Genomic DNA, 24,360 nt, shown 5'->3' on the forward strand with positions numbered 1-24,360 from the left:
CCGGGACCGTTCGGACGGGGCGTCGCCATGATGTAGTCGTGATCGGCCGGCTCGGGAAGAGCCGGCGGGCCCTGCGCGGTCAGGAGCGCGCGCAGGGCCTGCCGGGAGATGCCGGCTGACCCGGCTCAGGCCCGGGTGGCGCGTTCGACCGCCGTCTCCACCCCGTCGAGCAGGTGGTCCAGGCCGGCGCGGAAGTCGTCGTCCGGACCGGCCCCCGGGCGGGGGGCGAACACCCCGGCCTCGACGGCGCGGGCCAGCGCCGGGAACCGGCCGGGGTCGGCGAGTTGGGTGAGCAGAGCGGCGTACGCCTCGTCGGCCCTTTCCTCCGGTTCGGCGGCCATGGACGTCAGGAGCTGGGCCGCACCGCGCACGTAGTGCAGCACCAGCATGACCACCGAGAACCGGGCCCGCGGGTCCAGCGGCGTGCCGCCGAGGGTGCGCAGTGCGGCGTCCAGCCAGGCGAGCTGGCCGGGGTCCACCGGCGGGGAGTTCACCAGCTGGACGATCCACGGATGCCGCCGGTAGACGCCGAGCAGCTCGACGGCCCACCGGGTGAGTGAGCCGCGCCAGTCGGCCGGCGCCATGCCGAACTCCGGTGGCGGGCCGGGCGCGGCGTCCAGCATGAACAGCTGCAGGTCGTCCTTGCCGGCCACGTGCCGGTACAGCGACATGGGCGCGCAGCCGAGCCGTTCGGCGAGCCGGGCCATGGACAGCGCGGCCAGGCCCTCCTCGTCGGCGAGGGCGACGGCCGCCGCCACGATCCGCTCCAGGCTCAGCGCGGGCGTGCGTCCCCGCCCCTTCGGCTCGGCCCGCCCCCACAGCACGTTCAGCGCGTGCGGCAGCTCGTCTCCGATGTTGTCCGGCATTCCAGGAGTTTATCAGTTTGCGTATGCCCTACGCTTCGCGTATATGATACGCAATAAGCGTATGCCATACGCATCTGCTCGACCCTCCCCCTTGGAGCCGTCATGCACACGACGATCGACAGTCCTCCGCCGGTACCGGCCCACCGGCGTCCGTGGTGGCGGCGCCGCTGGACGGTGCCGCTCGGCCTGGTCACGGCCGGGTTCCTCGCGTTCTCGCTGCCGCCGTACCTGACCGGGGACTCATCGCTGTCCCGGGTGCCGCAGCCGGAGGGGTTCGGCCTGCACTACCCGCTGCTCGTGGCGCACGTGCTGTTCGCCTCGGTCGCCATGGTCACCGCCTTCTTCCAGGTGTGGCCATGGTTCCGCCGGCGGCACCCGGTATGGCACCGGCGCGCCGGGCGGGCCTACGTGTTCGCCGGGGTGCTGCCGGCCGGGCTGACCGGCCTGGTCATCGGGGCGCGCACCCCGTTCGGGCTGTTCCTCGCGGTCAGCGACGTGCTCCTCGCCCTGCTGTGGCTCGCCTTCACCGTGGCGGGCTGGCGCGCCGCCCGCGCCCGCCGGTACGTCGACCACCGGCGCTGGATGCTGCGCAGCACCGTGCTGACCTACTCCATCATCACCAACCGGGTGTGGACCGGGATCCTGATCGTCGCCCTGCCCCCGCTGCAGGACACCCTCTTCCACGGCGACCCCGACCTGATGGCGTGGACGATCTCCGGGCTGTCCGGCTGGCTCGGCTGGACGATCCCGCTGCTGGCCGTGGAGTGGTACCTGGAGCGCGAGGTGGCCCGCCGCGGCCGCCGCACCGGGGGTGCGGCCGGAATGCGGCAGGAACGGGCCGCGTCCCGCTGAAAGCGCAGGCCGGGAGGCGGGGTCGAGAGCAGCGGTTTCGGCGGTGGCCGCCGTGCGGTGCGCGGGACCGGAAAGGCCCGGGAATCGAAGCGAGGGCGTTTACCTGCGGTGATGCGGCCCCGGAGACCGCACGGAGTTCAGGTTGTGGTGTACGGCCCCCGCGTGGCCGGTCACCCGGACCCGGCGCACCCCGTCTCAGTCCTTGACCCCGCCCCGGCCACCACGAGGCCGCCGTCGCCGACAGTTTTGGCCGGATCGGCTAATACCGGTACAACACGCCTTCCGCCGCTTTTGATCATAACGGCGGGCAGGAGCACCTTCGGTTAGGTTCGTCTCACCGAGGCGTTGTCCGGGAAAGGACACCGTCATGGCGGCGGGAAAACACACCGGCCTCCGGCGCATTGGGCTCACCATCAAGCAGGTGGAGCGGAATGCCCCGGAGCGTGGTCGTCCTCACCCGCCGAGGAGCCGGATATTCAGCCACAAGAGGTGCCGATGCACATGCGTTTCCTACGGGGATACAGGCCGATGCGCCTGCCTCTAGCCCAAGAACATCATGTGAGCGTCACATTCGAAGGCCGCGCCGGTCTGCGCTCTCGACTTCCGAAGAGCAGGGACGTATGTGCGGGATAGCCGGAATGGCGTCGCGATTCGCCTCCGACCTGGAGCTCGTCCGCCGCATGTGCGAGGTGATCACGCACCGGGGCCCCGATGGCGATGGCTTCCACAGCGACGAACACGCGGCGCTCGGCATGCGCCGGCTGGCGATCATCGACCTGACTACGGGCGACCAGCCTGTCTACAACGAAAACAGCCGGATCGTGGCCGTCTTCAACGGTGAGATCTACAACTTCGCCGAACTGCGGCGGGACCTGATCCGGCGAGGACACCAGATGCGCTCCGCGGGGGACTCCGAATGTCTCGTCCACCTGTACGAGGAGTACGGCGCCGACATGGTCCAGCGGCTCCGTGGGATGTTCGCCTTCGCCCTCTGGGACCGTGACAGGCAGCGGCTGATCCTGGCTCGGGATCGAGTGGGGAAGAAACCGCTCTACTGGCGGACCGATGACGCTTCGATCTGGTTCGCCTCGGAGCTGAAGTCCCTGGAGCAGGACCCCCGGATGTCCCGGGAGACAGACCCGGTCGCCCTGCATCACTACCTGAGCTACCAGTATGTTCCGGCTCCGTGGTCGATCTACCAGGGCGTGTACAAGCTCCTTCCCGGACACGTGCTCATCTGGGAGCGAGGCCAGATCACCGTGCGCCGTTACTGGGAGCTGGACCGCACCCCACAGCCGGTGTCCGACGAACGGCAGCAGGAGGAGCGGCTGCGCGAGCTGCTGCTGGAAGCGACCCGGATCCGCATGGTGAGCGAGCGGCCGATTGGAGCGTTCCTGTCAGGCGGAATCGACTCCTCCGCGGTTGTGGCGGCCATGGCCATGCAGAGCCCCGGGCAGGTGAAGACGTTCTGCATCGGCTTCGAAGACAGCCGCTACGACGAGCGCCGCAAAGCGCGCCTGGTCGCCGACCGGTATGGCACCGACCACCACGAAATGGTCGTGACGACCAGCCTGCTCGATGTTCTGCCACGGCTGGCGTGGCACTTCGACGAGCCGTTCGCCGACTCCTCGGCGATTCCCAGCTTCTATGCGGCGCAACTGAGCCGGCGGCATGTCACCGTCACACTCAGCGGTGACGGCGGGGACGAGTGCTTCGGTGGCTACCAGCGCTACGCCCTGATGAACCAGGCCGGAAGGATCCCGGCTGTTCCCCGCGCCCTGGCGGCTGTCTCCTCCCGCATCGGCACCGTCTTCGCCGAGCGGAGTGCCGCCAGATCACCGTTACGACAGCTTGGCCGGCTGATGCGATTCGCCGCCGAGTCTCCGCCGCGGCGCTATCCCAGCTTGATGTCCTGCTTCACGCAGGAGCAGAAGCTCGGGATCTACAGCGACGCGCTCGGCCACCGGCTGGCGGAGGTGGACAGCCACAGTCTGCTGAAGACCGTCTTCGAGAATTCGTCGGCCGACACCGACCTCGGCCGCGTTCTGGATGTCGACACTCTCACCTACCTGCCGAACGACCTGCTGGTGAAGGTCGACATCACCAGCATGGCCAACTCGCTGGAAATCCGCTCCCCGTTCTTGGACCACCATCTGATGGAGTGGGCGGCCACCCTCCCCTCCGCGCTGAAGGTCCGTAACCGCAAGACCAAACTGCTACTGAAACGGGCGGTCGCCCCCTGGCTGCCCGAGGAGCTGCTGCGCTATCCGAAACAGGGCTTCGGCATACCGCTCGCCGCCTGGCTCCGCGGCGAGTTGCGAGAGCTGGTCTGCGACGTCCTGACCGACGATACTGCTCGCGGCAGGAACCTGTTCAGGCCGTCGGCGGTCCGTGACCTGCTTCAGCGGCACATCGATGGCGCGGATCACGGTGACCAGCTGTGGACGCTGCTGCAGTTGGAGCTCTGGCACCGGGCTCATGGGGCCGGAAGCGACCCCGTCGTGACCAAGGCCGAGTGCCCGGCGCTCCAGCCGGTCGGCCCTGAGGAGGTGTGTCTCGTACGTCTTCCCGGGGCGTCATGGAGCGAACAGGACGCGGGGTTCGAGATCGGGACGAGTGGTGGGTTCGGCGGCAGGCGGGGTGAGGTTGAGGGGCCGGTTGCCGAACCGGCGGACGGTGTGGGTTATGTAGTGGGAGATGGTGGCCGGGTCGTCGGGGTCGACCGGGTGGTCTTCGGCGGTGATGGCGTCGGCGACGTCGGTGATATCGCAGGCGGTGGAGTAGATCACGCAGTTGGCAAGTAACTCGTTGAACTTGATGACCTTCTCCTGGTAGCCGGGATCGTTGTGGCCGGACCGGCGGTCCAGTCGGTGATGGCGCCTGGGGCATCGGTGAAGCGGACGGACAGATGTCCGCGACCACTGCCGTGAGTGAACACCACCAGGGCATCGACCCCGGCGCCGACCCGCTCGACATCGCCCGCACCGGCGGCTGGATGGACGGCTCCCAGGCCCTGTGACGCCACTTCGAGGAGGTGGACCGCTGGGCCGACTCCCCCCGGACGACCTGTTGTAGGCCCGCGACTTCCGAAGCCACGGCCAGGGTGAGGTGGCTGTGAGCCATCGGAAAGGCGAGTCACGACCGTGGTCACACACCTCTGGCGAGGCGGGAATCGGGGGCCGGTTCGTTCCCGATGAGGAACTCGATCCCCGTGACCACGTCTGTGACCACGCGATCAGGCTCGGTAGAAGGGAGGGTGTTCAAGCCGCGGCCGATCCATATCGTGCTGAGCCCTTTCGCAGCTCAGGCTCTGTTCGGCGGCTGGTGTCACGTTCGTTGACGGCACCCCGGCATGGCCGTCAGGCGAGCCCGGCGGAGGGAAGCTTGATCAATATCCGACAAGTCACCGGGGCTCCGGCATACGATCATGCGCCTATGAGCGACATCACCGAACCCCCGATCGCCCGGGTGGACGTCGTGCGCGAAACCCTCCACGGCATCACGCTCGAGGACCCCTACCGGTGGATGGAAACCGAAGGCGAGGAGTTCCACCACTGGCTGGACGGCCAGGCCAGGCACGCCCGCGAGCACCTGGACGCCCTGCCGCACCGCGCCGGCCTGCTGACCCGGATCCGCGAACTGGGCAGCGCGCTCACGCGGTACTTCGGCCTCGCGATGGCAGCCGACAAGATATTCGCCCTGGTACGCGAGCCGGACGCCCGCGTGCCGGTGCTGACGGTGACCGAGGCCGACGGAGCGAGCAGGGTCCTGTTCGACCCCGGCACGGTGCCCGGCGACGGGCACCACGCCATCGACTGGTACGTGCCCTCCCCCGACGGCCGCCACGTCGCCTGCGCCGTCTCCGCCTCCGGGTCGGAGGACAGCTCCATCCACGTGATCGACGCCGACTCCGGAGCCCTCCTGGACACGATCCCGCCCACGACGCGTTTCGCCTTCCTGAGCTGGCTGGAGGACAGCCGGTCGTTCGTCTATCACCGCTACGCAGAGCAGCACCTGTTGGACAGCCGCACCTTCCTGCACCACCTGGGCGCCGACCCGGCACAGGACACGGTGGTGCTGGCCCGCGGCCTCAATCCCAACGTCGAGCTGACCCCGCGGGACCGGCCCTTCCTGGTGGTGCCGCCGCGAGGCGAGTGGATGCTGGCGATCATCTCCCACGACGCGCTCAGCCCCTGGCCCTGGACCAGCGAGCAACTGAGCGACTGCACGATATACGTGGCGCCGCGGACCGGGCTGGCCGACCCGGCCGCCTGCCCGTGGCGGCTGGTCGCGGGCGTGGCGGACGGCGTGACCACCTTCGCCACCAGCCACGACACCCTCTACCTGGTCTCCCACCGGGACGCGCCGCGCTCCCGCGTGCTGGCCGTTCCGCTTGCCGCACCCGATCTGTCCCGAGCCCGGGTGGTCGTGCCCGCGGGTGAGCGGGCGGTGGAGTCGGTGCGGGTGGTGGGCGACCGGCTGCTGGTGCGCGATCTCGACGGCGGCGTCAGCCGGATACGGCACGTGCCCCTGTCCGGCGGCGAGCCCGCCGACCTCCCGATGCCGGTGGACGGCACCATCCTGGAGTGGACCACCCACCCGACGCGGCCCGAAGCCCTGCTGCTGGTGGCCGGCTGGACCGACGCGCCGCGGCTCTACCGCTACGACGGCCGGTCCCTCCAGGACACCGGGCTGGCGCCCCGCTCACTGGTGGACTTCGGCGACGTGCACGTCCGTACTCTGCACGTGCCCGCGAGGGACGGGACGCCGATCCCGCTCACGGTCATCCACCACAAGGACCTGGAGCTGGACGGCGACAACCCGGCCGTGCTCACCGGCTACGGCTCCCACGGGTTCATCGACCTGCCGGAGTTCCGTCCCGAGATGCTCGCCTGGTACGAGCGTGGCGGCGTCTACGCCGTCGCGCACCTGCGTGGCGGCGGCGCCTACGGCCGGGAGTGGCACGAGGCCGGGCGCGGCGAGCGCAAGGAGGCCACCATCACGGATTTCATCGACTGCGCCGAGCATCTCATCGCCCTCGGCTACACCCGTCCGGGACGGCTGGCCGCCGAGGGCGCCAGCAGCGGCGGCATCCCCACCGGCGGCGCGCTGGTGCGCCGCCCCGAGCTGTGGGCGGCCATGGCGATGCACGTGCCGACGGTGAACACCACGCGCAACGAGTTCACCGAGAGCGGGCCGATGAACGTGCCGGAGTTCGGCAGCGTCACCACCGAGGAGGGCCTGCGTGCCCTGCTGATCATCGACGCCTACCTGCGGGTCCGGAACGGCGTGCCGTACCCGGCGGTGCTGCTGACCACCGGCCTGCGCGACGCGCGGGTGCCGCCGTGGCAGCCGGCGAAGCTGGCCGCCCGCCTGCAGGCGGCCACGGCCTCCGGCCGGCCGGTGCTGCTGCGCGTCGAGGAGCACGGCGGGCACGGCACCGGCTCGACCAGGGATCAGGAGCAGGCACTGCTCGCCGATGTGCTGGCTTTCGTCCTCCACGCGACCGACGGATCGTGATGACAACACCTCTTTCAGACACGGCACGCGCACGCACCCCAACCACGTCGCGGCCCTGCCGTCCGGCGGCCCGGTCGATCCCGGCCTGCGTGTGACGCTCGACTTCCATCCCGACCGCCCGGTGGGCGAGCCGGTGATCCTCGACAGGCTGGCCAAGGACGGCGTCCAGGGGCTTGAGCAGCAACCGAACGGTCAGTGGCGTCAAGGAGCCGTCGAGGCTCGTCTTATCGCCACTGACCGTTCGGTTGTGGGTGGTGGCGTCAGGAGGGGCGCACGTCCGCGATGTTCCAGCCCGGACCTGCCGTTCGCGACCGCCGACCCGGCAACGCTCGACGCCTTCCGCGCGGCGGCCCTAGGCGACCTCGAGACGGCGGACCCCTCCGGCGCCCTCGTCGAAACCCTCGCGGCCTGGTTGGCGGCCCAGGGGTTCACGGAGGCCACCGCCCGTCGCCTCGGGGTGTACCGGCACACGGTCACCAACCGCATGGACCGGATCGCCCGGCTGACCAATTCGAGGTTGTCCACCCCGGAAGGAGCCCTCGAATATCAGCTGGCGCTTCGCATCCGTGACCTGGGCCGTGCCTGACCCCGGCCGGATGCCGCGGACGCCCCGGCTGCTCACGCCATGAGGTGGGCGCTGATCGCGTCGAACATCCGCAGCTCCGCGTCGCCCGATCGAGAGGGTGGAGGGTGAAACTTTCAGGGCGGCCCGTCCGGAGCGTCGGGACCACTCCCAGCAAGAGGGCGGTGAGCCCCGCACGGTGAGGTGGGGAGCCCGGAAGGGGGCTTGACGCGGTCCGGCGGCGTCAGGTTTGCTCCGCTCCACCGTCACCGACAGAAGAGGACCGGCCACGAGAAAATGTTAACGCTAACATCAGCGGATTCCTTCGAGCACCGGAGAGAGGTCGCCATCCCTCACCGAGTACGGCGACGCCGCAGGCGGCACCCCGTCTCGCCGTCTCCATCGAACCTGTGCTGGGACACCGGCCGAGCTGCGACTCTCCGCCTTCGGAGCGCTCGCGACGACCTCTCCCGGCCGGCCGCGGCCGAGCGCATCGAGAAAGACCGGCGCCGATGACAGGCGCGCGGGAACGGCCCCCCGGCATGTCCACGGCGGCCCACCCGATCGTGACCGAGACCAGCGCGTGAGGATGCCGGGATCTTCACACGAGCATCGACGATTCCTCATCGCAGAAACGCACCCCAGGAGTACGCATGAAAATCCCCCGTCTCCGGCTCTGGCTCTCCGCCGGGGTCGCCGCCGCGGTCGGCGTGGTCGGCACGGTCGGCGCGGTGACCGCACCGGCCGCCGGCGCCGCCGCCGGATGCCGCGTGGACTACACGGTGAGCAACCAGTGGCCGGGCGGCTTCGGCGCGAACGTGAACATCACCAACCTCGGCGACCCCATCAACGGCTGGCGCCTGACCTGGTCGTTCCCCGCGGGGCAGACCATCACCCAGCTGTGGAGCGGCTCCCACACCCAGTCCGGCTCCCAGGTCACCGTGACCAACGTGGACTACAACGCCGGCCTCCCCACCGGGGGCAGCGCGAACTTCGGGTTCAACGGCTCCTTCAACGGCAGCAACCCGGCACCGACGAGCTTCGCCCTCAACGGTGTGACCTGCACCGGCGGCGTGACCGCTTCGCCCAGCCCGTCCACCAGCCCCTCGACCGGCCCGTCGCCGTCGTCCACGCCGACGTCGCCCGGCACCTGCGCTCTTCCGTCGACGTACCGCTGGACGTCGACGGGCCCGCTGGCGAACCCGAAGTCGGGGTGGGTCTCGCTCAAGGACTTCACCAACGTCGTCCACAACGGCAAGCACCTCGTCTACGCCACGACGCACGACACGGGGACGAGCTGGGGCTCGATGAACTTCAGCCCCTTCACGAACTGGTCCGACATGGCCTCGGCCGGCCAGAACAAGATGAACTTCTCCACCGTCGCGCCCACGCTCTTCTACTTCGCCCCGAAGAACATCTGGGTGCTGGCCTACCAGTGGGGCGGGACCGCCTTCTCCTACCGGACCTCCAGTGACCCCACCAACGCCAACGGCTGGTCGGCGCAGCAGACCCTCTTCACCGGAAGCATCTCCGGCTCCGGAACCGGGCCCATCGACCAGACGCTCATCGGCGACGGCACCAACATGTACCTGTTCTTCGCCGGGGACAACGGCAAGATCTACCGGGCCAGCATGCCGATCGGGAACTTCCCGGGCAGCTTCGGCTCGAACTACACGACGATCATGAGCGACACGACGAACAACCTGTTCGAAGGGGTCGAGGTCTACAAGCTCCAGGGGCAGAACAAGTACCTCATGCTCGTCGAGGCGATCGGCTCGCAGGGTCGCTACTTCCGCTCGTTCACGGCCACCAGCCTGGACGGCACATGGACACCCCAGGCCGCGACCGAGGGCAACCCCTTCGCCGGCAAGGCCAACAGCGGCGCCACCTGGACCAACGACATCAGCCACGGCGATCTGGTCCGCAGCAACCCCGACCAGACCAAGACCGTCGACCCCTGCAACCTGCAACTGCTCTACCAGGGCCGCAGCCCCAACTCCGGTGGCGACTACGGCCTGCTGCCCTACCGGCCGGGGGTGCTGACACTGCAGCGCTGACGGCCCGGCGCGGGTCCGGCCCGGGTGTTCCCGACGTTCACGGCGAAGGCGTATGCCGAATCGGGTGAGCGTTGTCGCGGCACGCGATCAGGACCGGGCGGGCCTGGAGCGGGCGGGCTCGGCGCAGGGCCGAGCCCGCCCGTGTCACGCGGTGGAGGGCCGCCGTGGCCACGCTTTGGCCATGGCACATGGCTGTGAAGCCACGGCCTAGCTTGCTTTTATCAGGACATTTCCGGATGTGCTCTTAGCGATGATGGTCTTGTCGCTCCCGGTGTCCTTGAGCTGGGACCGTTCGCTGCCGTGCGTGCTCTTGGCTGTCACGCCGTAGGCGCCGTCGGGCACGGTCGCCGTCACCCGGCCGTCGATGGACAGCACGTCCACCTTGGACGGCGGGGCGGCGAACGACAGGGTGATGTTCCCGGCCGTGGTGCGTGCCCTGACGTCCGCCGACCTGAGCCGATCTCCTGTGATCACCTCATCGTTCCCCCGTAGCCGCAGCCTGCCTTCCGTCTCGTAAACCCTGATGGGGCCGGAGGCGGACACGTCCACGTCCTGAGCCAGCCGGTTGAGGATCACTCCGTCGTCCCCGCCCTCGACCACGAGCCTGACCCCCGGCGGCACCGTGACGTGGTAACGAGCGCCGCAGTCACCGAAAACGCCGGTGCAGTTCCCGCTGAGGCGCAGCGTGTCGCCCTTGAGCGACCACGATGCGTTCCCCTCCGTGGCCGCCTTGCCCCGGACCCACCGCTCCACCCGCACGCTCCCCGCGGCTCCCGGCAGGATCCTCAGCCCGCCGAGCGAGGACTTGATCGTGAGTGCGTCACCGGAGAAGGCGAACCCCCGGGCGGAATGCACCTCCTTCGCGTCCAGTTCCACCCCACAGCCCCCTACGCCCACAACGGCCAGAGCCGCCACCGCCACCGCCATGATTCGCCTCATGCCCATGATCGTGGCCCAGCGCCGGCCCTCCGCCATCGGCCATCCGACCGACCCGCCATCCCCCATTCGGCCGGATTCCCCCACCGGCTTCGCCTGAGGCGGGAGTGCTTTCGGAGCCTCCCTCGTACGGCGGGCGACGTGATGACCCATGGCGATCTCATCCCCGGCAACGTGCTCGTTTCGGCTGGCCGGGATCCGCGATGTCGGCGATCTGCGCACGGCGATCGCCTCCAGGATCAGGCCGTGCAGCACGCCGGCCTGCACCGCCTCCCACTGCGGCCCGTCCAGCAGCCGCGCCCGGGGGTCGGGCCGGCGGTTCGACGGGAGGCGAAGACGTCGCGGCGCCCGAGCGCCCGGTAGAGCTGCTCCAGCACGCGCACCACGTATGCGTCGCGGTCCACCGACCCCTGCGGCAGGCCGGGGTTGGAGAACACCGCCTTCTTCCAGGCCGGCGGCCGGCCAGCTGGCGGCGACCGTCGTGGCCCGCGCGTCCGGCACAGAGCCCGCTACGCGCCTCTGCCCTCGGAACCGATCCTCCCGCCACCGCCATGGTGGCCGGGCGGCGTCGCCTCTCACCCGATCCTGAACCGCTTCCTGTATTCGCCCGGCGTGACGCCGAGGGCGCGCCGGAACGCTCGGTTCATCGTGTCGACGGTGCCGAAGCCGCAGCTGGTCGCGATCCGGCCCATCGTGTCGTCTCCGGTCTCCAGCCGGTTGCGGGCTGCCTCCAGGCGGGCGGACTCCACGTAGGCCGCCGGCGTCATACCCAGCTCGTTCTTGAAGATCCGGGTGAGCTGTCGGTCGCCGATGTGCAGGAACTCGGCAAGGTCGGTCACGGTGAGCGGGTCGGCGAGGTGCCCGGCGATGTAGTGCCGCAGCTCGTCAACCCGCCGGGTCGTGGAGATCGGCTCCAGCGGGACGCTGAACTGGCTCTGGCCGCCCGGCCGCTTGAGATAGACCACCAGCTGGCGGGCGACCTTCTGCGCGAGCAGCTCGCCGAAGTCGTCGGCCACCAGCGCCAGCGCCAGGTCGAGGCAGGAGCTGATGCCGGCCCCGGTCCACACGTCACCGTCGCGGATGAAGATCGGTTCGGCGTCCACGGTGATCTGAGGGTGCTCGGCGGCCAGCTGCGCGGCGGTGGACCAGTGTGTCGTCGCGCGCTTGCCGTCGAGCAGGCCCGCGGCGGCGAGGATGTGGGCCCCGACGCACACCGAGGTCATCCTCCTGGTGCGCTCGGCGAGCCTGGCGACGTGCTCGACGATGTCCGGCTCGACCAGCGCGGTGACGCGGCGGTCCTCGTCGACGGTGACCGCTCCGGGCACAATCACCGTGTCGATCGAACGGCCCTCGAGGTCGTCGAAGGTCGCGTCAGGCAGGATCCGCACGCCGGCCGAGGTGATGACCGGATCCATGGTCCTGGCGACGAGCAGGACGCGGTACCCCGTGGGCTCGTCCATCTCCCGCTGCAGCAGCGAGAACACCTCGGGCGGCCCGGTCACGTCGAGCAGGTCGACCTGGTCGAAGACGACGACCGTCACCAGGCGTTCGATCGTGGTCATGCTGGGCCTCCGTTCGGCGATGTCGGTATTTGCAGGTTACGCGACATTGCCGACATGACGCGGGCTCCATAGCGTTGGAAGCGCCCATGGACCAGTGGGCACGACACGCGGCGAGAGGACATTCCATGGCACGCACCACCCTGCGCCGGCTCAACGGCTTCGACGACACCCCGGCATCGCTGAAGGACGCGACGCTGGTGATGGTCGACTACCAGAACACCTACACCGAGGGCGTGATGGAGCTCGAGGGCTGGGAGCAGGCGCTCGACGCGGCAGCGGACCTGCTGGCCCGCGCCCGCGAGGCCGGGGCGACGGTCATCCACATCGTCAACGACGGCGGCGAGGGCACCCCGTACGACGTCAAGGCCGAGATCGGGCAGATCCATCCGAAGGTCGCGCCGGTGGGCGGCGAGGCGGTCGTGGTGAAGACCGCGCCGAACGCGTACGTGGGCACCGAACTCGGGCAGCTGGTCGACGAGGCGGGCAATGACGATGTCGTGGTGGCCGGCTTCATGACCAACATGTGCGTGACGTTCACCGCCGAGGGCACCTTCCTGCACGGGAAGAAGCCCACCGTGGTCGCGGACGCCTGCGCGACCCGGCCGCTGGAGACCGCCGTGTCGGCGGTGTCGGCGCAGCAGCTGCACGACGCCGCGCTGGCGACGATCGGCGACCTGTACGGCGTCGTCGTGAAGACCGCGGGCGACCTGGGGTAGGCCCGCCAGGGAAGGCGACCGGATGGACGAAGACCCGTGGAGCCGACCTCCACGGGGTTCTTCGCGTCCGGACGGCACCGTCGACGGCGACGCCGAGACGGGCATGCCGACCGTCCGACAAGAGTTCCTGCGTTGCCGTCGCGACGCCGCCCACGACCCGCTGGCCACGAGACGCTGGGAGCACTGGTCGACCCTGAGGCGCATTCGCTCGATGCGGCAGTCCGGCCGAGGGCGACCACCGATGACCCCGCGCTCGCGCGACCTCCATGCCTGCTCTGATCCGATCTCCGTGGTGCTCGCGGCGCAGACGAGCGATGTCGCGTCCGAGGTCGCCGACGTCCGACCAGACGACGTGATCGCCCGCTGCGCTGCCCTCGAGCACCTTGACGCCGAAGCCCCGGGAAAGCCCATATTGAACCGTCTCGCCGGCCGTGACCGTGCCGGGATGGGGCTCGGCTGAGCTCATTGAATGGCCGGGCAGTTGGGCTGACGGTACGGCGCGCCGGGGATGTATCGCCGCCACTCCTCGGAGGTGAACGGCCTAACGTGCCTGACAGGCCTCCAACCAGCTATTTCGCTTAACTACCCCAGATAACGATCACCGCGCCTGCTGAGCGGCGGCTCAGCGGCCCTCGTTGAGGAAGGCCAGCACGGCGAGCACACGCCGGTGACCACCATCGGACACCGCAAGGCCGAGCTTGGCGAAGATGTTGCCGATGTGCTTGTGCACCGCGTTATCGGTGATCACCAGTTCTTCACCGATCTCGGCGTTGCCGAGGCCGCGGGCCATCAGTGACAGCACTTCCCGCTCGCGGTTGGTGAGCGTCTCGAGTCCGCTGCCCGCCATGAGTTGGGCGACCACCTCCGGGTCCATGACGGTGCCGCCCGCGGCCACCCGCCGCAGGTCCTCAACGAACTGGCTCACCCGGCTGACCCTGTCCTTGAGCAGGTAACCCACTCCTCCGGAGCCGTCGGCGAGCAGTTCGCGGGCATAGAGCTTCTCGACGTACTGGGACAGCACCAGGACGGGCAGACCGGGATCCGCCGCCCGCAGAGCGACAGCGGCCTTGATCCCCTCGTCACGAAAAGACGGCGGCAACCGTACATCCGCGATGACCAGGTCGGGCCGGTGCTCTGCGACCGCGGCCATCAGGCCGGGCTGGTCAGGCACCACCGCGGCGACATCGATTCCCTTGCTGCCCAGTAGCAGCTCCAACCCGCTCGAAAGGAGGACGTTGTCTTCGGCGATCACGACGCGCACGGCAACTCCACGGTGATGGCGGTGGGCCCGCCGGCTGGACTGTCGACGGTGACGGTCCCATCCAGCGCGGCGGTTCTGAGGCGGATCCCGGTGATGCCGGTGCCGCGGCTCTCGTCGATGCCGCCCCTGCCGTCATCAGTGATCTCGATACGGAGCGTATCGGCCACGGCCAGTCGTACAGAGACCTGGGTGGCGCCGCTGTGCTTGGTCGCGTTGGTGATCGACTCGGCCACGATGAAGTAGGCGGCGGTCTCGACCGCGGCGGGAACGGGCGCGAGGCCGTCCAGGTCGGTCTCGACAGGCAGGCCGGCTCGCGCCGCGATCGCGGTCACCGCGCCGGACAGCCCCCGGTCGGCCAGGATGGGCGGATATATGGAACGGATGACCTGCCGCAACTCGATCATCGCCTCCTCGGTACCCTCGTGCGCTTCCTTGACGAGCCGCGCGACGATCCCGGTGTCGTCGCCGAGTGCTTCCCTGGCGACGGCCAGCCGCATCGCGATGGCCACCAGCCGTGCCTGCGTACCGTCGTGCAGGTCGCGCTCGATCCGGCGCAGCTCGGCGGCGTGCGCGTCGAGCACCCCCGACCGGCTCTCGGTCAGCTTGCCGATCCGCTCGGCCATCCGGTCGGCGACGGACGGCTGCAGCGCCGCCAGGCAGATGCGGGCGTGCAGGCGGGCCAGCTTCGGCACTCCCCACCGGCTCAGTGCCGCTCCGAGGCCGACCTGCGCGAGGCCGAGGCCGATCGCCGCCGGCCAGTCCCGCACGGGGAACACCACCAGCAGCCGCAGCGGGTCATCGTGCGGGAACAACCACCACAAGGGCGCTTCGAGGAGGGCGCTCACCACCTGGCCCACCGCCGCGATCGCGGCAAGCGCGATGGGCAGGCCCACCCCGACGTGCAGGAGCATCCATCGCAGGTCGCGCCGGCTCTCGGGGCTGCGGACGAGCTCCCGCCACTCGACCACGCTCGCCTGCTGCTTGTCGACGGTCACGTGCAGGAGGCCGGCAGCCCGCCCGCGGTGCCACTCGGCCCATCTGCGCAGAATGAACATCATGCGCGGAACCACGATGAGTCCGATGCCGCCGACTCCGGTGAGCAATACCCCCGTGACCAGGAGCGGCAGGGCGACCATCATCGCCAGCGCCGAGGGGAACACGATCAGGCAATACCCGACATATCTCCAGAAATCTCTCAATTGATAATCTTTCTGGCAGGGACCTCCATAGCTAGACAAACTATCAACATCACCCCTGCAACAGAGACGGGTGCCAGCCACAGCGGCCCCGCCGGCAGTGGACGCCCAAGAAACCCGATGCCGAGCAGGCTCAACGGCACGGCGCAGAGCGCCAGCCCCGCCGCCGACGCTCCCGCGCCCACCAGTAGCGCCTCCCAGCGAACCATCCTCCGCAGCTGCCGGGGCGCCGCGCCCGTCCTGCGCAGTCCGGCGAACTCCTCACGCCGTGCCGTCGTGGTCGCGACGAGGCGGTTGGCGACAGCCACCAGCACGTAGCCCATCAAGACGGCGAGCACGGCGAAGTTCACCAGCGACTGAGCCGAGGTGGCGGCGTGCTGCGGACCGTCCGGCGTGCTCGCCAGCGTGATGCCCGGCCGCCGCGCCAGGGCGCCGAGATCGGCACCGTCGGCGGCGCGGGCCAGGATCGCGCTGTCGAGCCCAGTCGTGGTGTGGGCGGAGGCCAGGTCACGGGAAACCACGATCGGCCCGAATCCGAGGCCTCGGCGGTAGGTGGCGACCACCCGCGCGCGTACCTTGGCGCCGTCCCCCATGATCACGTCCAGGTGTTCCCCCACCCGGCCGGCCTTCTCGTCCACCGCGACCGCGTCACCGGTCAGCCTGGCCAGGCTGCCTGCGGCGATGTCCAGGTCGATCAGGCCCTCGGCGTCCGGACCGAGAGCCATGGCAGGTCTGGCCATCAGACCGGAGTCGTCGCCGAGCAGGAGCGGTTCTGTCACCACGGTCGTCATGGTCACGGCTGTGGCCTTCGTGGTCGCTCGAACGTCAGTGAGCAGGTCGTGGGGGATGCCGCCGAGCTCGTGGGCGGTGATGGTGACCAGGCCGCGCATCCCCTCGGCTGCCTGAGCGGACTGGGCCGTGGCGATCGTGGTCTGGGTGAGGGCGACGCTGAGCCCTAATGTGAGCGTCATGCCGAGGGCGGCCACGGCTCCTGCGGTCCTGAGGGCATAGCCATGGCTGTTGTGGACCGCCAGCCAGATCGGCCCGGGTGCCCGCGCCATGAGACGCGACCCGGCCAGCGCTCCCGTGAGCTGCTGGATCAGCCAAGGTCCGGCCAGCGCCAGGCCGATCACGGCCAGGATCGCCGACGTCGCCGGGCCGACCGCGGCCGACTCGGTCCGGACGAACAGCGGCAAGGTCGCCAGCACCAGTGAAGCGAGCATGACCAGCAAGCCGGCGTTGGTGCGCACCTTCGACGGGGTGCGCGGCTCGGGCAGCCCGGCGATGACCGGCATGCGCGAGATCCGCAGGGCCGCCGCCCACGCGGCCACCCTCACGACGCCCAACAGCAACAGCGTCGCGGCCACCGCCGGCAGCGGTCCGTAGACCAGCGACTGGTCGGCGCGCAGCAGTCCGACGCCCGTCAGCAGATCACCGAAGCGCGCGGCCAGGAGGTAGCCGAGGGCGGCGCCGGGGAGCGCGGCGGGGAGCGCGGCCGCGACCGCCTGAACGGTGACGACCCGCCGTACCTGGCGTGGGGTCGCGCCCGCCGCGCGGATCAGTGCCAGGTCGCGGCGCTGCCGGTTGACCGAGAGTGCCAGCCCGCCGCCCACTACGAAGCCGACCACCATGAGGCTGATGCCGCCGATCGAGCCGGGCAGGAGCAGCAGCAGCCCCCGGCTCGCGGCCGCCCCTGGCGACTCCGCGTCGGCCCTGTCCCTGCCCGCGCTCACCTCGTACCCGCCGGCCGGCCCCGCCCCCAGGCGGTCGGCCACCTTCTGGGCCAGCGCCCCCGGATCGATGCCGGCCGCCGCCCGAACCGCGACCAGGTCCACGGCGCCACCGGCCCTGTTGGCCAGGGCGATGGCGGCGGCGTCGGTGAAGTACACGCCGGGAGCATCGACCACGGCCGTGACCCGGTAGGTGCCGGGCTTTCCTGCCGCCATCACCTGGAGCCGCTGCCCGACCTTCCCGCCGCTCACCGCTATCTCGTCGGGAGCGCGTGGGGCCCGCCCCGCGATGATGCGCCCGCTCATGGCCAGGGAGGACCATCCGTGGCCCGCCGTCGCAGGATCGCTGGTACGGCCGGCCGTGCCGGACAGAGCGGCGGCGGGGAAACTGAGATCGCCCACCGCGTGAGCCACGCCGGGTACCCCGGACACCGTGGCGACCAGCGAAAGAGGCAACCGTGCCCGCTCCGGGAGCGCGACCGGCAGATCCTCCTTGCGCGGTATCGACTGCCGGGCGGACACCACCACGTCGGCTCCGGCCAGCCGTAGGGGCGGCTGGGCACGGAAGGCCGAGTCCACCAGCACCCCGGCCCCGGTGACCAGCGCCATCCCGCCGAGCACCGCCGCGAACACCACGAACAGCCCGCCCACCTTGGCGAGCGCCAGCGACAACCGGATCATGCCACGGGCTCCGCGGCCAGGTGCGCCAGCCGTACGGCGAGCTCGTCGGCCGTCGGAGCGGCCAGCATGTCGATGACCTTGCCGTCGGCCATGATCAGGGTGTCGTGCGCCCGGGCCGCAGCCGCCGGATCATGGGTGACCATCACGACGGTCTGCCCCAGCTCGTCGACCAGTCCACGCAGCACATCCAGCACCCGGACGGCGTTGCGCAGGTCCAGCGCTCCGGTGGGCTCATCAGCGAAGACCACGTCGGGACGCGCGACCAGCGCCCGTACGATGGCGGCCCGCTGCTGCTGGCCTCCCGACAGCTCCGTCGGCCGGTGCCGCAGCCGCTCGCGCAGTCCCATGCGGCCGACCAGTTCGTCCAGCCACGCCCGATCCGGGCGGCGGCCCGCCAGGCGCAGTGGCAGCGTGATGTTGTCCTCGATGCTCACGGTGGGCAGCAGGTTGTAGGACTGGAAGACGAACCCGATGTGCTTGCGGCGCACCTCCGTGCGCTTGGTCTCGGACAAGCGGGTCACGTCGACTCCGCCGATCAGCACCTGCCCCGAGGCCGGCGGTTCGAGCCCGGCCGCGCACTGCAGCAGGGTGGTCTTGCCCGACCCCGATGGCCCCATCACCGCCACGAACCTGCCGCGCGGAAAGTCCAGCGAGACGTGATCGAGTGCGGTCACCTCGCCGTAAGTCTTGTGCACCCGCTCCAGCGACACCACCGCGCTCATGAGCGGCGTCCGGTGATGTACAGGCCGATCAGCCCGGCGATCGAGGCCACGCCGACCACACCACCGGCCAGTCCTACGAGCGTCAGGTCGCCGCCCGCGGCGAAGTTGGATACCAGATTCACGGCCACCCCGGCCACCATGGCAACCCACAGAAGTTTCTTCATGCGGATCACGCTAGGGACGCGGGCGCCTCGGCAGAATCCAGCAGACAACCCAGGTGAAGGTACAGCCAGCTGTAGCAGGACCATGCGTCCGCTCCAGCCGCGAGCCGTCCGCGCCGTCACGCCTTCGGCGCCGCCGCGTGCTCCGCACTCAAGGTCACCGGCCCGCCAGCGCCCCTTCAGACCACGTTTGCCTTCTTGACGATCCTGCGTAGCCGCTCGTCGTTGGTGTGACGGTTGCGCCAGGCGACGTAACGGCGGATCACGCTGCCCTGCTCGCGGTGGCTGTCGTGGTCGGCGCCATTGAGGGTGAACTCGCGCAACGCGCTCGGGGCCCTTGTTCTCTCCGCCGACGTCGGTCCACTGCTTGCCCGAGCGCGGTTACAGGTTGAGCGGCCCGAACTCGTCCACACAGAAGATGACCGAGGGTTCGCCGTCGTCGGGGATGACCTGACCGTCAGCGATCGCGTACAGATGCTCGATGCGGGCCTTCTTGGCCGCGTAATCCGGATCGCGAGAGCCCTTCCACGTCTTTATGGCTTGAAATGCCACCATTTCCGCACGCAGAAGCTCGCGCAAGCCCTCATGGCTGATGTCCTCGACCACCCCCTCGGCCACCAGGAAGCCGGCCAGCTTGACCAGGCTCCACCGGGAAAACGGCAGGCCGTGCCCGGCGGGCTGGGACTTGGTGATCTTCCTGATCTCCACCCGCTGGGGCAGGACGAACTTCGGCTGCCGCCCGCCCTTGTATTTGGGATACAACGAGCCGAACCCGTCGGCGTTGAAGTTGCGGATCACATCGCGAACCCGGTCTTCGCTGGGGAACGCCAGCTCCGCGGTCTTCTGGACGGTCATGCCCTGCGCCGACCACAGCGCCATCTGCGCCCGCCGCCAGGTGACCACGGAGCCGGAGCCCCGCCGCACGATCCGTAGCAGCCGGTTGCCTTCGTCATCATCGATCTCGCGTACGCGAACTCGCTCAGCCAGGCCCGCATTCTGAAGTGATCACGCCCGACGACCCGGGAGGCCGGCCTCGCCGCTCTCCGCGAGCCACTCTGGACAGGAGAGTGACGAGGCCGCGCGAAAATTCTCCGGTTCCGGGCGAAATGATCGGGGCGCCTCCACCCATGAAGAGAGCGCTCGTACCCGTACCGGAAGTGGAGGATGTCACGATGGGAACCGCCTGTGTCAGATGACACTCACAGGTTCGAAGCGGTCTACCGGGCGACCTACGACCAGATCACCGCCTACGCCGGACGCCGCTGCGACTCGCCGCAGGACGCGGCCGACGTGGTCGCTGAGACCTTCGTCATCGTCTGGCGCAAGATCGAGGAACTGCCCCCGGGCGCGCAGGCGAGGCTCTGGGTCTACGGAGTGGCCCGCAACGTGCTGGCCGACCACCGCCGCAGCGCGCTGCGCCGCCAGGCGCGGCACCGGGACCTCGACGCGGAGATGGCCGACCTCTACGGTGATCTCGCCGACCGCAGCGTCGAGAGGAACGCGATCGCCCAGGCGTTCGCGACGCTTCCCGAGGACGACCGCGAGCTGCTCGCGCTGGTCGCGTGGGAGGGCCTGGACCGCAGGGAGATCGCCGCGATGCTGGGGCTTTCCCGCAACGCCGTCCGTATCCGGCTCCATCGCGCGCGCAGACGCCTGTCCCGGGCGCTCGAAGTAGCCGACGTTCAAGTCACGCCGACCGACGCGGTCGTTCCCGCGGGGAGATCACTATGAGGGACATCGACGAGATCAACGAGCTGCTGAGGCCGCTGGCCCGGATCAGTCCGGACGAACCAGGCGGGCGTGCTGGCGGTGCCCGCGCGCAGGCGCTGTTCGCCGACATCATCGCTCAGGAGCGGGACACGACGGCGGCGGCGGCGCTCCTACGGCGCCCGCGCGGGCGTCGCTTCGGGCATCGCGCGCTGCTCGGGCTCGCCGCCTCCGCGGTCCTCGCCCTCGGCGTCGTCCTTGGACCGAGCCTGCTCGGCGGCGTCGCGACCTCCTACGCCAACTCCGCGGTGGAGATCCACGAGGAGGCCGACACCTACGTCGCCCGGATCAAGGACCCCTACGCGGACCAGCGGAAGTTCTCCGAGGCGTTCCGTTCCCTCGGCCTCAACGTCGAGCTCAGGGTGATCCCGGTCTCGCCCAGCGCGGTCGGCGAGATCGTGAGCCTGGGCGGCGGCGACACCCCGGTGAACGTGCCCATCGGGGCCCGCAAGGAGCCGGCGGACTGCGATCTGGCCGACAGCGACTGCTTCATGGTGGTGACCGTCCCGGCGGCGATCAAGGGTACACCTGACGTGGTGCACTTCGAGCTGGGCAGGCCGGCCAAGCCGGGGGAATCCTACGAGAACAACTGGCAGTCGGCCACCCGTCCCGGAGAGCCGCTGGCCGGCGTCAAGGTGAGCGGCCGGACCGTCGACGATGTGCTGGCCGAGTTCGGCAAGCACGGCCTGAGTGCGGAGTTCCGCCGCGTCGTGGTCCATGAGGGCGGGTACACGGTCGAACCACTGGCCGCGGATCAGGTGGGCGGCGACTGGATCGTGTTCAAGGTCATACCTGCGCGTGAGGGTGTGGTCGGTCTGGAGGTCACCGCCGAGCGCCAGACGGGCCTTGAGTACGCGGACTGAGCACCGGAACCCCGCCGTTCCATCGCCTGGCGCAACCGCCACACCAACGACGAGCGGCTACCGTGGGCTCTTTGCGCAGACGGATGGCCGACATGACCTGTGGCGAGCACGGACCGAGCCTGGCCCAGCCAGCGACCAGACCGCGGCGACCGAGCGGTGACCGGGTCCGGGTGACACCCCGATGCTGTCCGGCAGAATCGACCGGAGTTGTCGTATCTGGGCCGCGTCGTTCGTAGCCAGGGTGAACGGTCGCCCACGAGGGCGCTGTCACGACCAGCTGTCACGACCAGCTGTCACGACCAAGGGAGATGCCGACCGATGCAGCAGCACCCACAGGCCAAGATCCACCGCATGTTCGAGCTCGTCGAGCCGATCGCCACCGTCACCTTCTCCGAGGTGGTGAACGAGGCGTTCCTGGCCCTCGGCATGCGCAACTACTGGGACGGATACTTCGCGGGCCGGGCCGCACCGCTGGGGCCGGCACCGGCTGCGGTGGTACACGCGGTCTTCTACAACTTCGCCGACGGCGAGGTGGCACGCCACATCCCCTGGGTGTGGGGAAAGATCACCCCGCAGGAGGCAATCACCGTGCGCGAACGGGGCAGCGCCGCGGCCCTGCGGCAAATGATCGGAGAGCTCGCCGACTCGCCCGGTCTGGTGCGGGCCGCCGACCTCGCCACCCGAGCAGCGGTCAGCGCGCCGACCGAGGGCCGGCCACTGTACGCCGGGCTGCGGGCGCTCGACGTGCCCGAGGAGCCGGTGGCCAGGCTCTGGCACGCGGCGACGCTGCTGCGGGAGCACCGCGGGGACGGCCACAACGCCGCCCTTCTCGCCCACGGCATCGGCGGCACCGAGGCCCACGTCCTCATGGCTGTTTCCCTCGGAATGAGGGCGGAGGAGTTCGGCCGGATCCACCACCTGCCCAAGGCACGGCTGACCGCCGTGGTGGACGGGCTGCGCGGCCGCGGCCTCGTGGACGCCGCCGGCGGGTTCACCGACGCCGGCCGGGAGACCAGGCAGCGGATCGAGGCGCTCACCGACGAGCTGGCCGCGCCGGCGTACGACGTGCTCAGTGCGGACGAGTTCGACGAGCTGGCCGCGGGGCTCGAGCCGATCGCCGCCGCGGTATGGGCCTTCGACAACTGAGCGGGCGCATCAAGCTGCCGGGACGGCCACGACCCAGCCCGGCCACCGAGGTGAGCAGGTCGTTGCGCGGGATCACCCGCCTGGCGTAGATGCCTGAATCGTCCCGAGCAAAGACGCCCCGAGGGCGGTCGTCATGTACAGGACGTCGCGGCCGGATCGCTCGCGGGCGACCAGCCCGCTCGACAACACGTCGGAGTGGGCGCTCTCGTCGGGGGCCCATGCCCAGGCGCGGCCGCTGAACCCGGGATCGGGTCCGGCCAGGACGGTGCGCACGTCGGAGGCGGCCGACCGCAGCGTGGGGGCGCCGTGCGGATTCAACTCCTTGCCGATGCGCCTGCTCACGCGCAACCACGTGGCGTACTCCTCACACGGCCCGTCAAACCACACAGGCCGCCGCCGCGCCGTGCGTCCGGCAGGGACAGCGGACCTACCTCGCCAGTTACTACTGGAAGAACGTGCTCGGCATGCAGCTGGGCAGCGGCTCGGTCTCAGTCGACACCTCCCCGTCCCTGTGGGCCCTCCGCTCCCGAAGCTGGCCCCAGCCCCAAGGTAGGTCTTGATGGCACCGTGGTGCCTCGCAGACCTCATAGCGGTCTCACGGTAGGAGCGCCAGGGCCTCCTCGGTGTTGTGCTCGGCGATCGACTGCATGAACGAGCGGTCGGGGAAGTCTCCGTCGAGGAGGCGCAGCGGACCGGCCACCAGTGACAGGCGCATCGCGAGCATGAACAGATCGAGGCGTTGCGGATCGAGACCGGGCTGGGACAGTGCCGCGTATCGCTCGCCGAAGCGGAGCCGGAGGAAGACGTGCTCCCACTCCACGTCGAAGTACATCAGCCCCTCGATGTCGATCAATACAGCGTGCCCGTCACCGTCGACCAGGACGTGGTCAGGACCCAGCTCTGAGTGGATCAGCCCGTACTCCGCGCGCGGGGTCACCCGGACAGCCAGTTCCCGCAGCCGGTCGCCCAACGCTCCGGTCGCTGCCGCGATCCTGCCGGCCCGGTCCGCCGCCTCCTCCAGGTCCCGCAACGCGCGTTCGAGCACCAGAGCCTCACACGAGGCGCCACCCGCTGTGACGCCCTGCTCCAGCAGGTCCACCCGGCCATACCGTGGGGAGTGGTGGCGGTGCATCACCTTGAGCATCCCGGCGAGGTCACCCAGGGCGACCGCCGCACGCGCGGGATCGGTGTCGAAGAGCCCCTCGAGCGGGCCGCCACAGACGTCCTCGACTACGGCGACGTCCGCCCGATAGCGGTGCCGGCTGTCATCGGCCAGGAGTAGTCGTGGAACCCGCACTCCAAGTCTGTTTAGGCTCCGCTGCGCGGCCAGGAAAGCTAGCAGGCCGGACGCCGGCGCAAGTGGGTCGGCGGTGCCGACCTCTTGCGCGGCAGGCCAGAAATTCTCCGTCTCGGCCCAGCTGTACACGACCACGCTCGCCACGCCAGCTCCATCAACGCGGACCCGGTACACGCCCTTCTTGCTCCCCCCGCGCAACCGGTCCACTGCGACAACACGGCACCCCGAACCCAGCGCCTCACGCACAAGTCCAGACAGGTCTTCGATCTCCGCGAATCTCCGCATCCCCACAACCTAATGAAGACGTCGAGACGCCGACGCACCACGATCGCGCTGCCGTGCCTTCGCAGGGGTGTCGGGATTGGAAGATTTAACGACACCCTCTGACCGGGCCCCACAAGCCCTCACAAAAACCGGACATCAAGTGACGAACCGTGACATCGGACGGCCGGTTCCGCACACGAA

23 protein-coding genes and 1 pseudogene are annotated in these 24,360 nt (G+C 69.8%); 10 read left to right on the forward strand and 14 right to left on the reverse strand.

From position 1 onward, the window contains the following. Nucleotides 1-125: 125 nt before the first annotated feature. Nucleotides 126-866 carry a TetR/AcrR family transcriptional regulator gene (locus tag ACQP10_RS18900; protein WP_346021410.1) on the reverse strand — a complete coding sequence of 247 codons (741 nt, stop codon included), beginning with the start codon at nt 864-866 and terminating at the stop codon, nt 126-128. Between the two features lie 102 nt (nt 867-968). On the opposite strand from ACQP10_RS18900, the gene ACQP10_RS18905 reads away from it, so the two are divergent. Together ACQP10_RS18905 and asnB are read left to right on the forward strand one after the other, a co-directional pair. After that, nucleotides 969-1,718 carry a DUF2306 domain-containing protein gene (locus ACQP10_RS18905; protein WP_346021409.1) on the forward strand — a complete coding sequence of 250 codons (750 nt, stop codon included), beginning with the start codon at nt 969-971 and terminating at the stop codon, nt 1,716-1,718. 620 nt (nt 1,719-2,338) lie between these two features. Then, a pseudogene (asnB, locus tag ACQP10_RS18910) lies at nt 2,339-4,180 on the forward strand (asparagine synthase (glutamine-hydrolyzing)); the annotation flags it as partial. 114 nt (nt 4,181-4,294) lie between these two features. On the opposite strand, the gene ACQP10_RS18915 reads toward asnB, so the two are convergent. Beyond that, nucleotides 4,295-4,507: a hypothetical protein gene (locus tag ACQP10_RS18915; protein WP_386151152.1), complete on the reverse strand. Its 213-nt coding sequence runs from the start codon at nt 4,505-4,507 to the stop codon at nt 4,295-4,297. A 646-nt stretch (nt 4,508-5,153) separates the two neighbouring features. On the opposite strand from ACQP10_RS18915, the gene ACQP10_RS18920 reads away from it, so the two are divergent. From ACQP10_RS18920 to ACQP10_RS18930, 3 genes are all read left to right on the forward strand, one after another. After that, complete coding sequence (locus ACQP10_RS18920; protein ID WP_433541845.1) at nt 5,154-7,238, forward strand: prolyl oligopeptidase family serine peptidase; 2,085 nt, start codon at nt 5,154-5,156, stop codon at nt 7,236-7,238. A gap of 91 nt (nt 7,239-7,329) precedes the next feature. Further along, a complete protein-coding gene (locus tag ACQP10_RS18925; protein WP_433541846.1) occupies nt 7,330-7,824 on the forward strand; it encodes a helix-turn-helix domain-containing protein in 495 nt (164 codons plus the stop codon). A 629-nt stretch (nt 7,825-8,453) separates the two neighbouring features. Further along, nucleotides 8,454-9,857 carry a non-reducing end alpha-L-arabinofuranosidase family hydrolase gene (locus ACQP10_RS18930; protein WP_346021405.1) on the forward strand — a complete coding sequence of 468 codons (1,404 nt, stop codon included), beginning with the start codon at nt 8,454-8,456 and terminating at the stop codon, nt 9,855-9,857. Between the two features lie 207 nt (nt 9,858-10,064). Here the strand turns inward: ACQP10_RS18930 and ACQP10_RS18935 are convergent, their stop codons facing one another. From ACQP10_RS18935 to ACQP10_RS18945, 3 genes are all read right to left on the reverse strand, one after another. Beyond that, a complete protein-coding gene (locus tag ACQP10_RS18935; RefSeq protein ID WP_346021404.1) occupies nt 10,065-10,796 on the reverse strand; it encodes a hypothetical protein in 732 nt (243 codons plus the stop codon). Nucleotides 10,797-11,032: 236 nt separating this feature from the next. Further along, nucleotides 11,033-11,230: a hypothetical protein gene (locus ACQP10_RS18940; RefSeq protein ID WP_433541847.1), complete on the reverse strand. Its 198-nt coding sequence runs from the start codon at nt 11,228-11,230 to the stop codon at nt 11,033-11,035. A gap of 138 nt (nt 11,231-11,368) precedes the next feature. Then, complete coding sequence (locus tag ACQP10_RS18945) at nt 11,369-12,355, reverse strand: GlxA family transcriptional regulator (protein WP_433541848.1); 987 nt, start codon at nt 12,353-12,355, stop codon at nt 11,369-11,371. 125 nt (nt 12,356-12,480) lie between these two features. Between ACQP10_RS18945 and ACQP10_RS18950 the strand changes: the two genes are divergently transcribed. Beyond that, the gene (locus ACQP10_RS18950) at nt 12,481-13,071 is read left to right on the forward strand and encodes an isochorismatase family protein (RefSeq protein WP_346021402.1); all 591 of its coding nucleotides are present in this window, start codon (nt 12,481-12,483) and stop codon (nt 13,069-13,071) included. A gap of 22 nt (nt 13,072-13,093) precedes the next feature. Further along, a complete protein-coding gene (locus ACQP10_RS18955) occupies nt 13,094-13,531 on the forward strand; it encodes a hypothetical protein (protein WP_433541849.1) in 438 nt (145 codons plus the stop codon). A gap of 162 nt (nt 13,532-13,693) precedes the next feature. Here ACQP10_RS18955 and ACQP10_RS18960 read toward each other — a convergent pair whose 3' ends face one another. The 7 genes from ACQP10_RS18960 to ACQP10_RS18990 form a co-directional block, all read right to left on the reverse strand. After that, the gene (locus ACQP10_RS18960; protein WP_390004279.1) at nt 13,694-14,332 is read right to left on the reverse strand and encodes a LuxR C-terminal-related transcriptional regulator; all 639 of its coding nucleotides are present in this window, start codon (nt 14,330-14,332) and stop codon (nt 13,694-13,696) included. Next, complete coding sequence (locus ACQP10_RS18965) at nt 14,320-15,531, reverse strand: sensor histidine kinase (protein WP_346021399.1); 1,212 nt, start codon at nt 15,529-15,531, stop codon at nt 14,320-14,322. The genes ACQP10_RS18960 and ACQP10_RS18965 overlap by 13 nt, the downstream gene beginning before the upstream one ends. Further along, the gene (locus ACQP10_RS18970; RefSeq protein WP_433541850.1) at nt 15,528-17,939 is read right to left on the reverse strand and encodes an FtsX-like permease family protein; all 2,412 of its coding nucleotides are present in this window, start codon (nt 17,937-17,939) and stop codon (nt 15,528-15,530) included. The genes ACQP10_RS18965 and ACQP10_RS18970 overlap by 4 nt, the downstream gene beginning before the upstream one ends. Next, the gene (locus ACQP10_RS18975; protein WP_346021397.1) at nt 17,936-18,661 is read right to left on the reverse strand and encodes an ABC transporter ATP-binding protein; all 726 of its coding nucleotides are present in this window, start codon (nt 18,659-18,661) and stop codon (nt 17,936-17,938) included. Before ACQP10_RS18975 ends, ACQP10_RS18970 begins: the two co-directional genes overlap by 4 nt. Continuing rightward, a complete protein-coding gene (locus ACQP10_RS18980; protein WP_346021396.1) occupies nt 18,658-18,825 on the reverse strand; it encodes a hypothetical protein in 168 nt (55 codons plus the stop codon). Before ACQP10_RS18980 ends, ACQP10_RS18975 begins: the two co-directional genes overlap by 4 nt. Before the next feature lie 176 nt (nt 18,826-19,001). Beyond that, complete coding sequence (locus tag ACQP10_RS18985; protein ID WP_433541851.1) at nt 19,002-19,145, reverse strand: hypothetical protein; 144 nt, start codon at nt 19,143-19,145, stop codon at nt 19,002-19,004. 58 nt (nt 19,146-19,203) lie between these two features. Then, on the reverse strand, nt 19,204-19,725 hold the full coding sequence (locus ACQP10_RS18990; RefSeq protein WP_433541852.1) for a helix-turn-helix domain-containing protein: 522 nt from the start codon (nt 19,723-19,725) through the stop codon (nt 19,204-19,206). Between the two features lie 282 nt (nt 19,726-20,007). Between ACQP10_RS18990 and ACQP10_RS18995 the strand changes: the two genes are divergently transcribed. The 3 genes from ACQP10_RS18995 (at nt 20,008) to ACQP10_RS19005 (ending at nt 22,598) form a co-directional block, all read left to right on the forward strand. After that, nucleotides 20,008-20,553 (forward strand): RNA polymerase sigma factor, encoded by a 546-nt coding sequence (locus ACQP10_RS18995; protein WP_433541853.1) that lies wholly within the window; start codon nt 20,008-20,010, stop codon nt 20,551-20,553. Beyond that, the gene (locus ACQP10_RS19000; protein ID WP_433541854.1) at nt 20,550-21,452 is read left to right on the forward strand and encodes a hypothetical protein; all 903 of its coding nucleotides are present in this window, start codon (nt 20,550-20,552) and stop codon (nt 21,450-21,452) included. Before ACQP10_RS18995 ends, ACQP10_RS19000 begins: the two co-directional genes overlap by 4 nt. A gap of 318 nt (nt 21,453-21,770) precedes the next feature. Next, nucleotides 21,771-22,598, forward strand: coding sequence for a MarR family winged helix-turn-helix transcriptional regulator (locus ACQP10_RS19005; protein ID WP_399500810.1), 828 nt, complete (start codon nt 21,771-21,773; stop codon nt 22,596-22,598). A gap of 72 nt (nt 22,599-22,670) precedes the next feature. On the opposite strand, the gene ACQP10_RS19010 is transcribed toward ACQP10_RS19005, so the two are convergent. Together ACQP10_RS19010 and ACQP10_RS19015 are read right to left on the reverse strand one after the other, a co-directional pair. Then, nucleotides 22,671-22,940, reverse strand: coding sequence for a hypothetical protein (locus ACQP10_RS19010; protein ID WP_346021390.1), 270 nt, complete (start codon nt 22,938-22,940; stop codon nt 22,671-22,673). Nucleotides 22,941-23,193: 253 nt separating this feature from the next. Beyond that, nucleotides 23,194-24,180, reverse strand: coding sequence for a phosphotransferase family protein (locus tag ACQP10_RS19015; RefSeq protein WP_433541855.1), 987 nt, complete (start codon nt 24,178-24,180; stop codon nt 23,194-23,196). Nucleotides 24,181-24,360: the final 180 nt, after the last annotated feature.

The sequence above is a fragment of the Streptosporangium sandarakinum genome, assembly GCF_050942225.1.
GTDB lineage: Bacteria > Actinomycetota > Actinomycetes > Streptosporangiales > Streptosporangiaceae > Streptosporangium > Streptosporangium nondiastaticum.

Bases quoted from the DNA above. Each gene is read 5' to 3' on its own strand.
- ACQP10_RS18900 (WP_346021410.1), bottom strand. From the start codon at position 866: ATGCCGGACAACATCGGAGACGAGCTGCCGCACGCGCTGAACGTGCTG.
- ACQP10_RS18905 (WP_346021409.1), top strand. From the start codon at position 969: ATGCACACGACGATCGACAGTCCTCCGCCGGTACCGGCCCACCGGCGT.
- ACQP10_RS18920 (WP_433541845.1), top strand. From the start codon at position 5,154: ATGAGCGACATCACCGAACCCCCGATCGCCCGGGTGGACGTCGTGCGC.
- ACQP10_RS18930 (WP_346021405.1), top strand. From the start codon at position 8,454: ATGAAAATCCCCCGTCTCCGGCTCTGGCTCTCCGCCGGGGTCGCCGCC.
- ACQP10_RS18935 (WP_346021404.1), bottom strand. From the start codon at position 10,796: ATGAGGCGAATCATGGCGGTGGCGGTGGCGGCTCTGGCCGTTGTGGGC.
- ACQP10_RS18945 (WP_433541848.1), bottom strand. From the start codon at position 12,355: ATGACCACGATCGAACGCCTGGTGACGGTCGTCGTCTTCGACCAGGTC.
- ACQP10_RS18950 (WP_346021402.1), top strand. From the start codon at position 12,481: ATGGCACGCACCACCCTGCGCCGGCTCAACGGCTTCGACGACACCCCG.
- ACQP10_RS18955 (WP_433541849.1), top strand. From the start codon at position 13,094: ATGGACGAAGACCCGTGGAGCCGACCTCCACGGGGTTCTTCGCGTCCG.
- ACQP10_RS18970 (WP_433541850.1), bottom strand. From the start codon at position 17,939: ATGATCCGGTTGTCGCTGGCGCTCGCCAAGGTGGGCGGGCTGTTCGTG.
- ACQP10_RS18975 (WP_346021397.1), bottom strand. From the start codon at position 18,661: ATGAGCGCGGTGGTGTCGCTGGAGCGGGTGCACAAGACTTACGGCGAG.
- ACQP10_RS18980 (WP_346021396.1), bottom strand. From the start codon at position 18,825: ATGAAGAAACTTCTGTGGGTTGCCATGGTGGCCGGGGTGGCCGTGAAT.
- ACQP10_RS19000 (WP_433541854.1), top strand. From the start codon at position 20,550: ATGAGGGACATCGACGAGATCAACGAGCTGCTGAGGCCGCTGGCCCGG.
- ACQP10_RS19005 (WP_399500810.1), top strand. From the start codon at position 21,771: ATGCAGCAGCACCCACAGGCCAAGATCCACCGCATGTTCGAGCTCGTC.
- ACQP10_RS19015 (WP_433541855.1), bottom strand. From the start codon at position 24,180: ATGCGGAGATTCGCGGAGATCGAAGACCTGTCTGGACTTGTGCGTGAG.